Raw genomic sequence first — 16,278 nt, forward strand, 5'->3', positions numbered from 1 at the left:
CTCTCCTGCGAGCACCAGGATCAGTAGACTGCTGTTGATGATTCAATGGAATCATGAAAGTTTTACTATTTCTGTTTAAAGAAGTTTCTATAGTATGACGGGACGTCAAATATTCCTCCTCCGTTTTCGAAGTAATGTCCATCTAGTTCAAATGCTCCATTTATTGCATTTGCCCATTTAGCTTGAGGGTAGGGATGCCGTGATTTCATTGCCGTCCAGTTTTTGTAGTTCATATCGCCATTGGTCTCGATTATTCCCATTTCGAGGCCTGGGAAAGGTGCTACAGCAGCTGCTACATTTTTGTTCCACTCGACCAATATTGGATTGACGGTGAGGTCAGAGCATATACATGGAATTTGATGTTGATATGCGATATTAGCAATTTTCATTGTTGAACTCAAGGTCTTTGCTATTCCTTTTAAGACAAATGCACCATAACCCAAGTTAAGCTTTGCATAAGCATCCTTTTCGGTATGGATACTTTCGTCTGCTGCAATCAGGATTCCCATATCGGATACGTTTTCTGTGTTGTGCTCAACGAAAGGTTCTTCGTATAGAAGGATGTGTTCAAAGGCACCAATGGCACGGGCATGGTCTAGGTATTTGAAGAGCATTTCTTTGTCGGGATAGCGACCATTGGCGTCCATAGTATAGTATAACTTGCCCGTGGGTGTTTGGGACGTATTTTTGGTATTTAATGCTTGGTGAATTTCGGTCAGTCTATTGATGTCCTTTCTTAACATTTCTTCGGGAGAACCGGGGAAGCCTGTCTTAATTTTAAAAACAAAGTAGCCTTCTTCTGCAGCTTTGACAATATCGCTTATCGGCATGTTGTAAGGAATCTGGAACATGATGGCAATTTTTTTATTCTGATGGGATAGGGCGGATTTATAGGGAAAAGGGATCATGTCATAGAAAGTAGATAAGGAGTTTTCAGCAGCATAAAGCAGCCATAGGGCATTATCTATACTTGATAGTGCATTGTAAAGGAAATTGATGTTAAGTTGGTTGATACCTGTTATTTCTTTGGCTTCATGATATAGCTGTGGAATGATCTGGTCTAACAATGCAATTGGGGTTTCAAATTTGCTCCCGTTTATTGCTTTCAGCGCTCTATTGGTCGTTACAAACATTAATGCATTGCCATTGGATTCGGAAGTGGAGGCAAATAGGTTTGAGTCTCCATAGAGTACACTTTGCGTTGCCATACCGATAGAATCAAAACCATTTTTACTTGTAATATGAACGATGTTTTGCCATAGCTCAGTTAAATACCCTCCTTTAAAACCAAAAAAATGTTTTAATTCTTCGCGTTGAAAATTAGAATCTATTCCTGTAATTTCTATCTCCTTCATGTTTTTGGTTTAATCTATAGGTTTTTGAATGTTAGTGCAATTTAAAAATTAGTTTCCATAGTTAGGATACGGTATTGACTCCATTAAAACTTAATGTATTGGCAGTCGTATTCTAGATCGGAATTAGAGATATGAACTTTTGCATGTAGGCAAGACTAGTTTGTTTTTTAGGATTGAAGAGTGAATACTTAAATCTTACGCGAAGAAAATAAAAGTATTCTAAGTGATGTTTTTATTCTTAACTAGTTGTTGTTTTAGTTGATTGTTAGTGTTTTATATATTTTTTGATTTATAATAAATATGTCATATTTCTGTTTTTGATTATTTGACTATTTTACTATTAAAGTCTAAAACTTAATATTGTATTTCATAAAAGCTGACAGATTATTTAATCAGCCTAACATAATTATTCAAAGAAAATGGGAAATAACGTAAGAAATGCATCCGGGAAATTAGGAATTCTAATGCCTGGTCTAGGGGCTGTAGCGACTACAGTTATTGCTGGTGTTGCGTCGATCAATAAGGGTTTGGCACAGCCCATTGGCTCGGTTTCGCAATTGAGCCGTATTCGATTAGGAAAGCGCACGGAAGATAGAAATCCATTGATCAAAGATTTCGTGCCATTGGCCAAATTGGAAGATATCGTATTCGGAGGCTGGGATGTATATGCAGACAATGTCTACGAGGCCGCTTCAGTGGCTAAGGTATTAGAGCAGTCACAATTAGACAGTGTAAGGGATGTTCTTGAGGGTATCAAGCCTATGAAAGCGGTATTCGATCGAGATTTCGTTAAGAATTTAGATGGAACACATATCAAAAGTGAATCTACACGTCGCGAACTTGTAGAGGCTGTTCGTCAGGATATTCGCGACTTTAAGAAGAATAATGATCTAGATCGTATCGTAATTGTATGGTGCGGATCAACGGAAAAATACATGGAATCTGGGGACGCTTTCTCTAGTCTGGCGAAACTGGAAGAGGCATTTGATAGAAATGATCAACAGATCCCTCCAAGTATGGTATATTGCTACGCCGCATTGAAAGAAGGCGTTCCGTATGTTAATGGTGCTCCAAATCTGACCTGTGATGTACCTGCTATTGTTGAACTGGCACATGAGGAGGGAGTTGCTATCGCTGGTAAGGATTTCAAGACTGGACAGACATTGATGAAAACTATTGTTGCTCCAGGTTTACATGCTAGGGCATTGGGGGTTGAAGGATGGTTCTCCACTAATATTTTGGGCAATAGAGACGGATTAGTCTTAGATAATCCGGACAATTTTAAAACAAAGGAAGTTTCTAAATTATCTGTTCTTGAAGAAATTCTGAACGGAGAGAAGAACCCTGAACTATATGGGGATCTATATCATAAGATTAGAATCAACTATTACCCTCCTCATGGCGATAATAAAGAATCTTGGGATAATATTGATATTTTCGGCTGGTTGGGATATAAAATGCAGATCAAAATCAACTTTTTGTGTCGTGACTCTATTCTAGCGGCGCCGATTGTACTCGACTTAGCGTTGTTTATTGACCTGGCACAACGTGCCGATATGCATGGGGTACAAGAGTGGTTATCGTTCTACTTAAAGGCACCTCAAACTGCTCGAGGTTTGCCTGCTGAACATGATATATTTAAACAGCTGATGAAGCTGCAAAATACATTGAGACATATTATGGGAGAAGATATGATAACACATTTAGGATTGGATTATTATCAGGAGCTTATCGAAACGATTCAATAGTTTCTTTTAGTTGTATATAGTGTTTTGTTTGTTTTGGCTACAGGTATCTTTTTAGATCCTGTAGTCTTATTTCGAGGTTTTAAGGTAAATTAAGGATGTGAAAATGGAGTTTGCAATCATAGCTGCCGGTGAGGGGGCTCGACTAAAAGAGGAAGGTGTCAAGCTTCCTAAACCAATGGTACCATTATGTGGAACACCTATGATTGAGCGTTTGATTCGAATTTTCGCTAATCAAGGAGCTACTCGGGTACATATCTTGGTTAATAGTACATCTCAAGAGTTAGCTGATTTTTTACGTACAACAGAATTTGGTATTCCGGTGTGTATTACGATCGAAGATACATCAAGTTCGCTACATAGTCTATACGCATTGACACGGCTTAATCCAGAATGGGAATCTTGTGTGGTGACTACAACAGACACGGTGTTCAATGAATCGGATTTTGAAACTTATTTGGAGTGTTTTAGAGAATCCGGCAGGTATGATGCCTATATGGGAGTGACTGCTTTTGTGGATGACGAAAGTCCATTGTTTGTGAAAGTTAATGATGCAATGGAGATATCGGGTTTTTATGATGAGAATGCAGAAAGATTGTCTTATGTGTCTGCTGGTATATATGGCTTAAGAAGACAGGCAATGGATTGTGTAACGAAAAGTGTGGCTCAAGGGCATAGCCGAATGCGTAATTACCAAAGGAGTTTAATCGACAACGAGTTGATGGTGAAGGCTCATCTATTTGGTAAGGTCGTAGATGTGGATCATGTGGATGATATCGCTACTGCCGAACATTTTTTAACGCTGCATAATGACAAGTAATATGGATATCTTAGTTATAGCAAGAAAGAGCCGCTTCTCACCAAACCATATTGGTAATGACGCCGCTATTTTAAATATAGTGTGTGGAATACTCGAATCAAAAGGCACTGTGATTGAACACTGTACTGAAGATGAGTTTCTAGTCAAAGAGACGGTTAGACAGGGATTGATTATTTCGATGGGACGTAGTAAATCTCTAGTACTACGACTACAGAAACTAGAAGTGGAAGGTAAGATTGTTTTGAATTCGGCTTTTGGAGTGGAAAACTGTTTTAGGAAAAATATGACTCAAGCTTTGCTAGCTCAAGATATTCCCTATCCTAAAAGTGTGGTCATAAATACTTCTACAGCGATAGATACTATTTTTGGACAACTTGGAAATGGTGGAGTATGGTTGAAACGAGGTGATTTTCATGCAATCCACAAAGAGGATGTTTCTTTTGCAGCTTCTATCGAAGAGGCGCAGGGAATTCTCGAAGAATATGCTTTGCGAGAGATCGAAGAAGCAGTGGTTTCGGAACATTTACAGGGAGACTTGGTCAAGTTTTATGGGGTAAGGGGGACGGATTTCTTTTATTGGTTTTACCCTTACGAGCATAATCATCATAAATATGCTGTCTACGAACAGATCAATGGCAAACTTGTTTATAATTCGTTTGACATGCGAAGGTTACAGGAAACTGCAGATCGGGCAGCGTCAGTGTTGAATGTTGAAATATATGGAGGTGATGCGATAATTAATGCTAATGGTAGTTTTCATATTATCGATCTCAATGACTGGCCAAGTTTTGCACCATGCCGTACAGAAGGGGCTAGAGCTATTGCGGATAGGTTAGAAGAGGTGGCGCTATTGCGTTCTACGATTAAAGACCAATCTAATTTATAGAGATGATTAAAAAAGAGCAAGAAACAGATTTTGAGCAATCGCTTAAGTCTAACGATACAGAAGAGCGTATCGATATCTGGTTTTACCGACCTATCGGATTTCGTATTGCGAAAGTCTGTGCAAGGCTTGGTATCACACCAAATGTGGTTACCATCATTAGTATATTTTTTGGTGTTGCGGCTGGTGTCTTATTTTATTATCAGGATATATGGATTAACATTATTGGTATGCTGTTGCTGGTATTTGCCAATTCACTGGATTCTGCGGATGGGCAACTGGCCCGAATGACGGATAATAAAAGTAGATTCGGAAGGATATTGGATGGGTTTGCAGGTGATTTTTGGTTTGCTTCTATTCATATTGCATTGTGTTTACGTTTGATTGACCAGGGATGGGGTATTTGGATCTGGATACCAGGTGTTCTGGCCGGAATTGCTCACGTATTTCAATCGGCAATGGCTGATTATTATAGGAATGTACATTTATATTTCATAAAGGGAGAGTCAGGTAGTGAACTTGATAATAGTAAAGATTTGCTGGTTGAGTTTGAAAGGTTGAGTTGGAGGAAAGATACTTTTCAAAAAATTGTACTCCATGGATATATGGGCTATACACGGATGCAGGAAAACCTATCACCCAAGCTACAGAAATTATTACAGCTGATACACTCCAGATTTCCAGATATGATTCCACTCGAGTTGATACAGGATTTTAGAAAGATGAATAAGCCCTTGATGAAATATACGAATATTGTGCAGTTCAATACACGTGTTATATTTTTGTTCTTGTGGTTATTTATAGATCAGGTATGGTTATATTTTGTATTCGATATTCTGATATTAACACCTATCCTTATCTATATGGTTGTACGGCAGGAAGAAGTAAGCAAGTATTTTGTGTATAATATTGAATTAGAAAATAAGTATGGGTAAAGCCGCTAAGATTGTTTTTTTTACGCTGGGTATTGGGGTATTGGTCTATATGGTGTATGCTATTGGGCTGGAGGATATCTGGAGTAATCTGAAGCAAATTGGTTGGTGGTTTCTTCCAGTGATGTTAAGCTGGCTGTTGATTTATCTGATGAATGCATTTGCTTTTCGAGATATTATTTATGAGAGCACTAAGCCAGAAACCAAGATGCCTTTTCTCAAGATATTTCAACTTATCGTAAGCGGTTACGCCATTAATTATATTACCCCATTTGTGGCGCTAGGGGGGGAGCCTTATCGTATCATGGAGCTGAAGCGATATGTTGGATCGGCAAAAGCGGGCTCTTCGGTGCTACTATATACCATGATGCATATTCTATCGCATTTGGCATTTTGGGTACTGTCGGTTGGACTTATATTATGGTTTGTGCCAAGTAGTTCATTAGTTTTAGGAACTTGTGTTATTATCATTGTACTCGCTGTTTTTTTGACTTGGTGGTTCTATAGAGTATATCAAAAAGGCGTCGCTGTGAGTTTAATACGAAGTATGTCAAGGCTTCCTCTCTTGGGAACTAAAATTAGACTTTTTGGGCAACGGGAAGAAGTGATGCTTCGCGATATTGATAATCATATTAAGGAATTATACGGTGAGCATAGAACGAAATTCTACTCCTCATTGGCATGGGAGTTCTTTGCCCGTATCGTTGGTTGTGCCGAAATCTATTTTATTGCGATAGCACTAGGGCTCGATATGACGTATATAGAAGCACTGGTGGTGAGTTCTGGTTCATCGCTTTTTGCCAATCTTATTTTCTTCTTTCCGATGCAGCTCGGTACACGTGAAGGGGGAATGGCGATGGCAATGGCTAGTGTAGGATATGCTGCGTCTGCAGGAATTTTTATTGGATTGGTGACGCGCATTCGTGAGCTTGCTTGGATAGCAATTGGCTTGATAATGATGTTATGGGGTAAGACTAATGAAAAGCATATAGATACCGATGAATTTAAAAGTTAATAGACATGGATAGTTTATTTAAAGGATTGATATTTGATTACGGAGGGACATTAGATTCGAATGGCCAACATTGGGCATCGGTGATTCAAGATGCTTACCAAAAGTCAGGAATATATATAGAAACCCCACTGTATCAAGAAGCATATATCTATGCCGAACGCAAAATGGCGACTGAGCCATCGATATTGTCCGATTATGCTTTTAAGAGAGTATTGGAACTAAAGATAGCCACGCAGTTTGAGTTTTTAGAAAATAAGGGTACAAAAATAGATAAAGGTAAAATCTTTTTAATCAGTCAGCTTGCCGATGATCTAGCTAGATACTATGTCCAAAAAAGTGAGTCTTTTCTCAAAGCGCTGTACGGAAGCATTCCGATGGTCATTGTGTCTAATTTTTATGGCAACTTGCAGGCTGTTTTGAGAGACTTTAATATAGATCAATACTTTGATACGGTTATTGAATCGGCTGTAGTTGGTTTGAGAAAGCCTGATTCAGGCATTTTTCAATTGGGAATCGATTTTTTGAAGCAACCTGCTGAACAGATATTAGTGGTGGGAGATTCTTATCATAAAGATATCCTACCTGCGAAGAGATGTGGCTGTCAGACGATGTGGATAAAGGGAGCTGTTTGGGGGGATGAGGCAGGTTTGGAAGATGAATCCGCTGCAGATTTTATCGTGAGCGATTTTAAAAAAGCGAGTGACCTGATAACTCGATTGACGCATTAAAGGAGAATCTTTCGATGCGGGAGATTATTAATCTAATGAATAGTTTAAAGTAACTAAACTACGTATTACGGATACTGACTTTGAAACAGATTATCGTGATAGCAAACAGAAAAAGGGAATTTTACCTGATGTTTTGTTGTTCAATGATTTGAGGCGTGTCCAATGTTTTAGTAATGCGGATGTAATGGAGATAGGATCACAATAAAGCAGCTTCGTAAAAACGTTTCGTAATTTCAGATTATTCTTTAATTTTACAGCGTTAGCTGATGATTGATAGAGACCTGATAACTGAACGAGAGCTGTTAATACAATTGCAGGGGGGCAATCGTACGGCTTTTGATATACTCTACCGTAAATATGCAACACGTCTTACCATAAAGTTGCTTCAATTGGTCAAATCCGAAGAAATAGCTCAGGACTTATTGCAGGAAATATTTATGAAAATATGGCAGATGCGTGGTGCGCTCAAGGAGGAACAGTCTTTTGCCGCATTACTCTATACCATGGCAAGTAATCTCTCCCTTAATTCATATCGTGCGGCGGTACGTGAACAGAATCGTTTGATGAAAATCAGGAGTAGCGAATCCTATACACACATCGAGGAAGATATCGATTTTGAGGAAACAAATAAGGTCCTGCATCATGCATTGTCTACCTTAACGGACCGGCAGCGTGAGGTATATACATTACATAAACTCGATGGAAAGAGCTATAACGAAATAAGCGATTTACTCCAAATAAGCCATTCTGCTATCAATCAACATATTCAACAGGCTAATAAACAGATTCGTGTAATCTTGAAAGATCATTTACCAGACCTGTTGCTATTGGTTGTTCCATTACTAGCGACCAATTGTTTGAAATAAATTCGCTGTAAATCAGTTTTTTATATTTATTGTGTGTTTTTTTTGAAAAAGTACCTGTTACTTTTTCTGTCCGCGGTGTATTCTTAATAAACAGGCTACTAACCAAAAGATTCATTATGGACAATAAAGCTCAATTTCGGCTTTTGTTTGAAAAGTATATAAACGGAACAATTACCGACTCCGAATCAGCTGTGTTGAAAAATACTTTGGATCTGGAGGAGTATAATACCGACACAGAAGAGACCATAGCTGTTTTTTTTCACTCGGAGCAAGACAGCGTGTCCTCCGAGTGGTTAGATAAAGCTAAGCCAATTGTAGACGATACGTGGATGTATCTGAATAAAGATTTTGATACTGAGGTTGTAAAAAGAGTCCGCCCTATCTCTAGGTTGTATAGGTATGCCGCAGCAGTACTCTTAGCTGTTTCCCTAACGGTTGTTGGTTATTATTATAAAAAAGCGGTTTCAGAACCAAGTGCAATAGTAAGTCTTGATGTTGAGCCAGGAGGCAATCGTGCTACCTTAACGCTCGGTGACGGAAACTCCATAGCACTTAGCGAAGAGCAGTCTGCATTAATTGTATCAGAAGATGGTATGAGTTATGGTGACGGAACAGGAATACCTGTAGCTCATACGGAGATGGCGACTATCAGAACGCCTAGAGCTGGACAATACCAGGTCAGTCTGTCTGACGGTACAGAAGTTTGGCTTAATGCTTCATCTTCGTTGTGCTATCCAGTAATGTTTAACGGAGATCGTCGCGTTGTTCAAATCACAGGGGAGGTATATTTTGATGTCGCTAAAGATAATAAGCGACCGTTTATTGTACAGACAGAAGATCAGGAAATAGAAGTATTGGGAACTAGTTTTAACATAAATTCCTACACTAATCAGGAGAATAGCTTGACAACACTGATAGAAGGAAGTTTACGTGTCAGAGCAAAGCAGAGCAATCACAGTATTATTATCAAACCGGGACAGCAAGCTATTGTGTCTAAAGCTGGTGAAATGAAAACAATACAGGTGGATGCTGAAGAATACGCCGCTTGGAAAGAGGGGGTCTACATTGTAAATGATCTGACTTTGGATCAGTTCGGCAAATATATCGAGCGTTGGTATGATGTGGATGTAGACATGGGAAAATATAAAGATGATAGATTGTCGGCTACTATACGTAGAGACGTCAAATTGAAAGAAGTCTTAGACGCGATTACGTTGAGGACGAAGATAAAATTTGTGATTAAAGAAAGGAGGGTGTCAATAGCAGAGTAAGATAAACAAACGGATATACATTTTGCTGGCATCTTTAGAAGCTGCTGTGGTGGTAACGACACCAACAGCAGCTAAGTCCCATCAAAATATACAGTATTAGCTAACTATTTTTTTAACCGGACAGTACAAATCTAAGGATTAGAAGTCATTGTATCAATCTATGGTGCATTGTGATGGATTATCCCTAAAAGCGTATTGTTCATTTATGAATTAACTATGAGCAATAAAAAATACGTTTTTTTATTACACATGAAACTAACCTCAGTCCTTTTTCTTTTTTCCATGCTGGGAGCTATGGCGAAGACGAATGCACAGAAGATTAATCTTGATTTGAAAAAGGTGTCTTTTCGGAAAGCATTCTTGGAGATTACAAAACAGACTGGAGTAACATTTATCTATCTGGATAAGGATGTTAATCCAAATTGGCGTGTAGACCTTAGTGTTTCCAATAAGGAAGTGAAAGAGGTTGTACCTCTATTACTAAAGGGGCGCCCATTGCAGTACACCCTAAGCGGTAAATCGGTGTCTATAGTACCGATGATACCAGCTATGCCCTTGACAACTAAAAAGACAGAGCCCGTTGAGGATGTTCTTCAATCCGTAATCCGGGGTCGTGTCGTAAATGAAAAAGGAGACGTTTTGGTAGGAGCCACTATTAGTGTGGAAGGTAAGAAAACCGGTGCTGTTACAGATGCCAACGGTCACTTTACCTTACAGAATGTAGCTGAAAATGAAACCTTAATCGTCAGTTATGTTGGATATATTTCCCAAACGATCCAAGGGAGGGCTAATGTCGGTACAATTATACTAAAAACGAAAGATGGTAACATCGGTGAGGCTGTTGTACGCATAAATACTGGGTATCAGCGATTACCGAAGGAACGTATGACCGGGTCGTTTAGCTATATAAGTGGCGAACAGCTGGAATCCAAATTGACGACAGGTATCAAGAATGCACTGGAAGGGCAAGCCGCAGGAGTTGTGATCGATAAGTCTGGTAACATTGAAATACGAGGTATATCGACATTCAATGCACAGAAGACTCCTTTATTGGTGGTGGATGGGTACCCTATAGACGGAGGTATTGATGATGTCAATCCCATGAATATCGCTAGTATTACCGTGTTGAAGGATGGTGTAGCAGCATCTATCTATGGTTCGCGCGCCGCAAATGGGGTCATCGTTGTGACCACTAAAATGGGCCTTAGTGGAAAACCGAAGGTGAAATATTCCTCTTTTGTCAATATAATCGGCAGGCCACAGCTCAAATATCTCAATAGAGCAACGACTTCCGATTATATCGATGCCGAAGTAGATCTATTCAATTATGACGTCAATAATGCTTCACCTATAGATCAATATAATATGAGTCGTGTTACCTATCTTTTGATGCAGGCTAGGGATGGTGAAATTACAGAGGAAGCCGCGATGGCAGAGATCGAGGGATTGAAGAAGATTGATGGTATGGGGCAGATTGAAAAGGCTTTCTTCCGTAACGAGATCAGTCATCAACATAATGTCGGGATCACTGGGGGGACAGAAGAATACAATTACAATGTAGCCATCAATTATCAGAACACGCAGCAAAATATGCTGAACAATGACAATAAGCGTTTTATTTTTGACCTTAAAAATGAATGGAAGCCACTTTCGTTCCTGACTCTCGGAGCTGCTGCTAACCTGACATTGAATAAGGCTAATTCGAGCTGGATGTTGGTCAATACGATTTATGGGCCGGAGTATCAGGGAATGCATTTTTCGACAATAACAGATTTCAATACCGAGTCCATGTTACAGCCCTATACACAATTGTGGGATGAGGCAGGGAATCAGCTCCCACTCTGGGGCTTGAGCCAGTATAAAATTGATGCGTATAAAAATACGCCTGGCATGAAGAGCTGGGATTATCATCCTATTGATGAACTCAATAGAAGAAAATTCACACGTAATGGATTTTCAACCAGAATATCAGGATTTGTACGTGCGGATCTGCTAGAGGGACTTACGGCCGAGTTTGGTGGGAACTGGGAGAGAGGTAGCCGACAAGTCAAGGGTATTCAGGATGCGGATTCCTATGATGTGCGTATCGCTTATAATGATGCTACGTCAAAGACCAATTATGCCAATCATTATTTTCCTGATGGAGGTGTAATCAATGAGCATCGCGATTTTAATGAATCCTGGACATTGCGGTCTCAGCTTAACTATAGCAAAGATTTTGCGGGCAATAGACATCGTGTGAATGCCTTGATTGGTAATGAAATGCGTAAAATCACGTTCGATCGTAATGAGTTGGCCACTCGTTTAGGTTATAATCCTACGGCTGGATCATTTATTCCAGTCAATATTAAGGATTATAATGCCAGAGTTTATAATTCAGATATGTTGATGAATCCTGTCTTTAAAGGCATTACGGATGGCGCTTTCAACTATAGTGATAACCGGTTTGTCTCTTGGTATGCAAACGGATCATATGAGTATGACGATCGTTTTATCCTAAGCGGTTCTATGCGTTTAGATCTGACAAACTTTTTCGGAACGGATAAAAAATTTAGATATAAGCCACTTTGGTCCTTGGGTGGAACTTATAAACTGAGCAAAGAAAAATTCTGGAACAGCGAAGTCGTCAATAAGTTGCATGTGCGAGGATCTTATGGTATCAATGGGAATATATCATTAAATAATGGACCCTACCTAATTCTGAAGGCCTATAATTATCTTCCCAAAATGGGTGGAATTCCTTACTACGTAGAGTCACCTCCAAATAATCAATTACGCTGGGAGAAAACAGGAATTGTCAATTTCGGTATCGATTTTGGTTTGTTCAATAATCGTATAGAAGGAACCTTGGACTATTATAACAAACGGAGTGAAGATCTTTTAGCGGAGGATGCAGTGGATCAGACGGTAGGCTATACTTCTGTTGTCCGTAATGTAGGAGAGATGAGCAACGAAGGTCTTGAGCTAAGTATGAATATTAATGTAATCGACCAAAAGGATTGGAAATGGATCGTGTCGCCTAATGTTGCATTCAATTCAAATACGGTACATCACTATAACGTTACAAGACCTTATACGTCTTACTATACGGATGCTATGGGTATCTTGATCGAAGGATCTCCCGCTGATGCTCTTTTTGGTTATCGTTTTGCAGGTCTTAACAATCGTGGGCAGACGCAGGTCTACAATAGAAACAATGAAAAGGTACTCATTGCAAATGCGGAGATACCAGATCTGATTTATCAGGGGACATTCCGTCCGAAATGGGATCTTGCCTTAACCAATAGAGTTAAATATCAGGACTTCAATCTCTCTTTTATGTTTGTTGCCAAGCTGGGACATAAATATAGAAAAGATGCATTCTTAGGATCAAATATTAGGAATAGACATGTAGGTGAACGCTGGCGTAAACCCGGCGATGAAGCGAACACAATATATCCAGTTCTACAGGACTGGAACATGGATATGTTTGATTTCCCTTATATCGACAAATTGGTCGGCAATGCAAGTTACGCTAAACTACGTGATGTGACGTTGTCCTATGACTTAAGCAAATTTACTCAACGCTTTAAGATAGCAAATGCGCAGGTGTATGTACAGGGAAGAAATTTGTTGCTAATCACAGCAAAAGGAGTGGACATCGATCCTGAGACGGCGGAAGTAAACGACACCGGTGGAGTTAGTTCGACATCAGAGCAAGGATTTACGTCCCTACCTCGACCTCGGGAAATGTTTATTGGATTACGTGTTAATTTCTAGTAATAACTCAAGAACTTATTTTTATGAAACGGATAACATACATACTATTACTGAGCGGGTTGTTAAGTACAACGGGATGTAATAAGTTTTTAGATTTTAAACCAATAGGGAAGTTAATACCGGAAAAGGTAGAGGATTTGGAAAATGTGTTGAATAATCCTGGAACGATAGACTTCCACTTTATGGATAATAATTTAGGATGCCTTTATGCTTTCTTGGGGGATAATCTACATATTTCCGATAATCAGGAAAAATACTTGTACACCAGTACACACCCCAATGTAGACCGTTATGCGGCTTATGTTTATTATCATCCCTATATGAACCCTATAAATCCTCAACATACATGGGATTGGGGGATCTATAAAGCTACTGGGCTTTTTAATCTGGTTTTGGATGAAGTTGATAATCTTGGAGCTCAAAATAGCGACCTAGGAAAAATTTTGGTCGCACAGGCCCGCGCAGGAAGGGCTTGGTCATATATGGTAGGAGGGTTAGGTTATGGACCGATGTATGATCCCGCTACTGCAAATGATCAACGTGTAATACCTTATCGTACTACGGGCTCTCCGAGTACACCTAATCCAGATTTATCCACGACTAAAGAGTTAATGGACAAGGTTGAAGCAGATTTATTAGGAGCTTTGGGAGCTCCATTAAATGTCGGGCACCCCACCAAAGCGAGTCTACCCGCGGTCCATGGACTACTGGCTCAACTTTATATGTACAAGAGGGATTGGGTAAAGATGTCTGAACATGCAGAAGAAGGGTGGAAATTGTCGCTCTCCGCAAAAGGTGGAGTGAATAATTTGATCTATAATCTAAATCAATTTTACTATAAGCCTAATCCAGCTACCAACCCTACACCAGGAACGAGTCCTGAGATTGGCTTAGAGTTGATAGGAACAGATAATCTAATCAAACAGACGAATAATAAGGAGGCTTTGTTCCACAGAACTGCAGCAACAAGTTGGACCAATTATCCATCGGATGAGTTTTTAGACCTGTTTGACAAAACAAAAGACCGGAGATATATGCTGTTTGGATTGAAAAGGCTAGGCTATGGTATTGTGGTAGGAGGAGTGAAGCATGATGATGGTATTCGTACCTATTATTATAGAGATAACAAGATGACAGCGAATGCAGGGCTTACTTACCCTGATTTGTTATTGATGAAAGCAGAAGCTAATGCTCGTTTGAATAAACTCTCTATTGCTCTTGCTGACCTCAATCTGTTGCGCAAGTTCCGGTACGAAGGTACTAATACAGATCTTACCAATGGCGGTGGGATGAGTCAGGATCAGCTTTTGGAAGAGATATTAAAAGAACGTCGCCGTGAGATGCCACTTGGTACATTCCAGCGGGTATTTGACATAAAGAGACTAGCGTTGGATACTGGAAAACCTTGGTGTAAAACGAAAATATCGCATACATTGGATGGTAAAACCTATTCTGCTGATGTGAAATCGAAATATTTTACATTGGAAATCAATAATCCGACAATTCTGTTAAATCCAAGTTGGGGACTAAAGGAAAATAATACACCTTATCTACCGGCAAAATATTAGTGTGTTTGTGTTTTTTGAAGCTATCTGAGCTACAATAGCGAAAGATAGCTTCTTTCAACTTATTCAAAAAGAATTATTTCGATGAAAAAGACAATTATAGCATTATTATTGGCTGCTCCTTTGGGATTAATGGCACAACAGAATAGCTATACAATAGAAGGGGCGCTCAAGAATGTTAAGGGAAAAGAGAAGGTATATATGTCATACCGTAATGCACAAGGACATCAGCGAGACAGTACAATCGTAAAGAACGGCAAATTTCAATTCAAAGGGGCGATCAGTAGCCCCACAGTAATGACACTCAGCTTTCCAACGGAGAAAGGTAGCTATTTTTCCGATAGTTATAGATTATTGCTGGATAAAGGAAAATATACTCTTGCTATGACAGATTCGCTGAAGTATGCAAAGCTTTCAGGTTCGCCACTGTCTGCAGAGTATCTGAAATACAATGAGCTTTTCACTACACAGGAAGAGACGATGGAAAATCTGGAGAAGGAATGGGCAGCGTCAAGCGAAGAGCAACGTAAGAATGGCTTCTCAAAATCTCTTTCCGAAAAGTTTGACGTTTTAGAAAAGGAAAAAGAAACGATACAGAAGACATATATCTTACAGAATCCAGAATCCTTTGTTAGTTTACTCGCTTTGCAGGAAATTACAGGATTGGATATGGATGGTTACACCGAAGAAAAGACTTTCCTGAAGTTCCCGGAATGGGTGAGACAGACCGAAGTAGGTCAGAGTTTTGCTAAACGTATCGAGTCCGCTAAAAAGACTGCTATAGGTGTCATGGCTCCCGATTTTACCCAAAATGATGTGAATGATAAACCAATAAAATTATCCGATTTTAGAGGACAGTATGTTCTCTTGGATTTTTGGGCTTCATGGTGTGGCCCTTGCCGGGCGGAAAATCCACATGTGGTAAAGGCTTATCATGCCTATAAAGACAAGAACTTTACAGTTCTAGGTGTATCATTGGATAATCCTGGCAAAAAAGATAATTGGCTGAAAGCGATCTCAGAGGATCAATTGGAATGGATACAAGTATCAGATCTGATGGGGTGGAAAAACGCGGCTGCACAGTTGTATGGAGTACGTGGTATTCCGCAGAATTATTTAATAGGTCCTGATGGAAAGATTGTAGCTGTTAATTTAAGAGGAGAAAAACTAGAGAAGAAGCTGTCCGAATTACTGGATTAAGGGGAAATATATAGCGCTTAATAGTAACCATGAACCCTGCGGGGTTCATGGTTACTATTAAGATCTTGTTTATAGATTAAATGTACCATAAACAACGATAGAGCACAGTAATGCTTAGTGTTTCCATTTTATATCCTCA

The 16,278-nt window shown here is 39.4% G+C and carries 12 protein-coding genes; 11 read left to right on the plus strand and 1 reads right to left on the minus strand.

The genetic code is table 11. The features are described from left to right. Positions 1 to 65: 65 nt before the first annotated feature. Positions 66 to 1,355, minus strand: a complete 1,290-nt coding sequence (locus tag JKG64_RS00940; RefSeq protein WP_210352465.1) for a mandelate racemase/muconate lactonizing enzyme family protein — start codon at positions 1,353 to 1,355, stop codon at positions 66 to 68. Positions 1,356 to 1,774: 419 nt separating this feature from the next. Here JKG64_RS00940 and JKG64_RS00945 point away from each other — a divergent pair, with 419 nt between their 5' ends. The 11 genes from JKG64_RS00945 to JKG64_RS00995 all read left to right on the plus strand — a co-directional run bounded on the left by JKG64_RS00945 (position 1,775) and on the right by JKG64_RS00995 (position 16,139). After that, on the plus strand, positions 1,775 to 3,103 hold the full coding sequence (locus JKG64_RS00945) for an inositol-3-phosphate synthase (protein WP_210352466.1): 1,329 nt from the start codon (positions 1,775 to 1,777) through the stop codon (positions 3,101 to 3,103). A gap of 103 nt (positions 3,104 to 3,206) precedes the next feature. After that, positions 3,207 to 3,920: a nucleotidyltransferase family protein gene (locus JKG64_RS00950; protein ID WP_246512447.1), complete on the plus strand. Its 714-nt coding sequence runs from the start codon at positions 3,207 to 3,209 to the stop codon at positions 3,918 to 3,920. After that, a complete protein-coding gene (locus JKG64_RS00955; protein WP_210352468.1) occupies positions 3,910 to 4,806 on the plus strand; it encodes a hypothetical protein in 897 nt (298 codons plus the stop codon). The genes JKG64_RS00950 and JKG64_RS00955 overlap by 11 nt, the downstream gene beginning before the upstream one ends. 2 nt (positions 4,807 to 4,808) lie before the next feature. After that, entirely contained in the window at positions 4,809 to 5,738 is a 930-nt protein-coding gene (locus JKG64_RS00960) for a CDP-alcohol phosphatidyltransferase family protein (protein WP_210352469.1), read from the plus strand. Further along, positions 5,731 to 6,750 (plus strand): lysylphosphatidylglycerol synthase transmembrane domain-containing protein, encoded by a 1,020-nt coding sequence (locus JKG64_RS00965; RefSeq protein ID WP_210352470.1) that lies wholly within the window; start codon positions 5,731 to 5,733, stop codon positions 6,748 to 6,750. The genes JKG64_RS00960 and JKG64_RS00965 overlap by 8 nt, the downstream gene beginning before the upstream one ends. A 5-nt stretch (positions 6,751 to 6,755) precedes the next feature. Beyond that, a complete protein-coding gene (locus JKG64_RS00970) occupies positions 6,756 to 7,478 on the plus strand; it encodes an HAD family hydrolase (RefSeq protein WP_210352471.1) in 723 nt (240 codons plus the stop codon). 266 nt (positions 7,479 to 7,744) lie between these two features. After that, positions 7,745 to 8,344, plus strand: coding sequence for an RNA polymerase sigma factor (locus tag JKG64_RS00975; RefSeq protein WP_210352472.1), 600 nt, complete (start codon positions 7,745 to 7,747; stop codon positions 8,342 to 8,344). A gap of 116 nt (positions 8,345 to 8,460) precedes the next feature. Then, the gene (locus JKG64_RS00980) at positions 8,461 to 9,615 is read left to right on the plus strand and encodes a FecR family protein (protein WP_210352473.1); all 1,155 of its coding nucleotides are present in this window, start codon (positions 8,461 to 8,463) and stop codon (positions 9,613 to 9,615) included. 249 nt (positions 9,616 to 9,864) lie between these two features. Further along, positions 9,865 to 13,374 carry a SusC/RagA family TonB-linked outer membrane protein gene (locus JKG64_RS00985; RefSeq protein WP_210352474.1) on the plus strand — a complete coding sequence of 1,170 codons (3,510 nt, stop codon included), beginning with the start codon at positions 9,865 to 9,867 and terminating at the stop codon, positions 13,372 to 13,374. A 23-nt stretch (positions 13,375 to 13,397) separates the two neighbouring features. Further along, positions 13,398 to 14,942, plus strand: coding sequence for a RagB/SusD family nutrient uptake outer membrane protein (locus JKG64_RS00990; RefSeq protein ID WP_210352475.1), 1,545 nt, complete (start codon positions 13,398 to 13,400; stop codon positions 14,940 to 14,942). 81 nt (positions 14,943 to 15,023) lie between these two features. After that, on the plus strand, positions 15,024 to 16,139 hold the full coding sequence (locus JKG64_RS00995) for a TlpA disulfide reductase family protein (RefSeq protein ID WP_210352476.1): 1,116 nt from the start codon (positions 15,024 to 15,026) through the stop codon (positions 16,137 to 16,139). Positions 16,140 to 16,278 lie beyond the last annotated feature (139 nt).

The organism is Sphingobacterium tabacisoli (genome assembly GCF_017908035.1).
Classification (GTDB): Bacteria; Bacteroidota; Bacteroidia; order Sphingobacteriales; family Sphingobacteriaceae; genus Sphingobacterium; species Sphingobacterium tabacisoli.

Bases quoted from the DNA above. Each gene is read 5' to 3' on its own strand.
- JKG64_RS00940 (WP_210352465.1), bottom strand. From the start codon at position 1,355: ATGAAGGAGATAGAAATTACAGGAATAGATTCTAATTTTCAACGCGAA.
- JKG64_RS00945 (WP_210352466.1), top strand. From the start codon at position 1,775: ATGGGAAATAACGTAAGAAATGCATCCGGGAAATTAGGAATTCTAATG.
- JKG64_RS00950 (WP_246512447.1), top strand. From the start codon at position 3,207: ATGGAGTTTGCAATCATAGCTGCCGGTGAGGGGGCTCGACTAAAAGAG.
- JKG64_RS00955 (WP_210352468.1), top strand. From the start codon at position 3,910: ATGACAAGTAATATGGATATCTTAGTTATAGCAAGAAAGAGCCGCTTC.
- JKG64_RS00960 (WP_210352469.1), top strand. From the start codon at position 4,809: ATGATTAAAAAAGAGCAAGAAACAGATTTTGAGCAATCGCTTAAGTCT.
- JKG64_RS00965 (WP_210352470.1), top strand. From the start codon at position 5,731: ATGGGTAAAGCCGCTAAGATTGTTTTTTTTACGCTGGGTATTGGGGTA.
- JKG64_RS00970 (WP_210352471.1), top strand. From the start codon at position 6,756: ATGGATAGTTTATTTAAAGGATTGATATTTGATTACGGAGGGACATTA.
- JKG64_RS00975 (WP_210352472.1), top strand. From the start codon at position 7,745: ATGATTGATAGAGACCTGATAACTGAACGAGAGCTGTTAATACAATTG.
- JKG64_RS00980 (WP_210352473.1), top strand. From the start codon at position 8,461: ATGGACAATAAAGCTCAATTTCGGCTTTTGTTTGAAAAGTATATAAAC.
- JKG64_RS00985 (WP_210352474.1), top strand. From the start codon at position 9,865: ATGAAACTAACCTCAGTCCTTTTTCTTTTTTCCATGCTGGGAGCTATG.
- JKG64_RS00990 (WP_210352475.1), top strand. From the start codon at position 13,398: ATGAAACGGATAACATACATACTATTACTGAGCGGGTTGTTAAGTACA.
- JKG64_RS00995 (WP_210352476.1), top strand. From the start codon at position 15,024: ATGAAAAAGACAATTATAGCATTATTATTGGCTGCTCCTTTGGGATTA.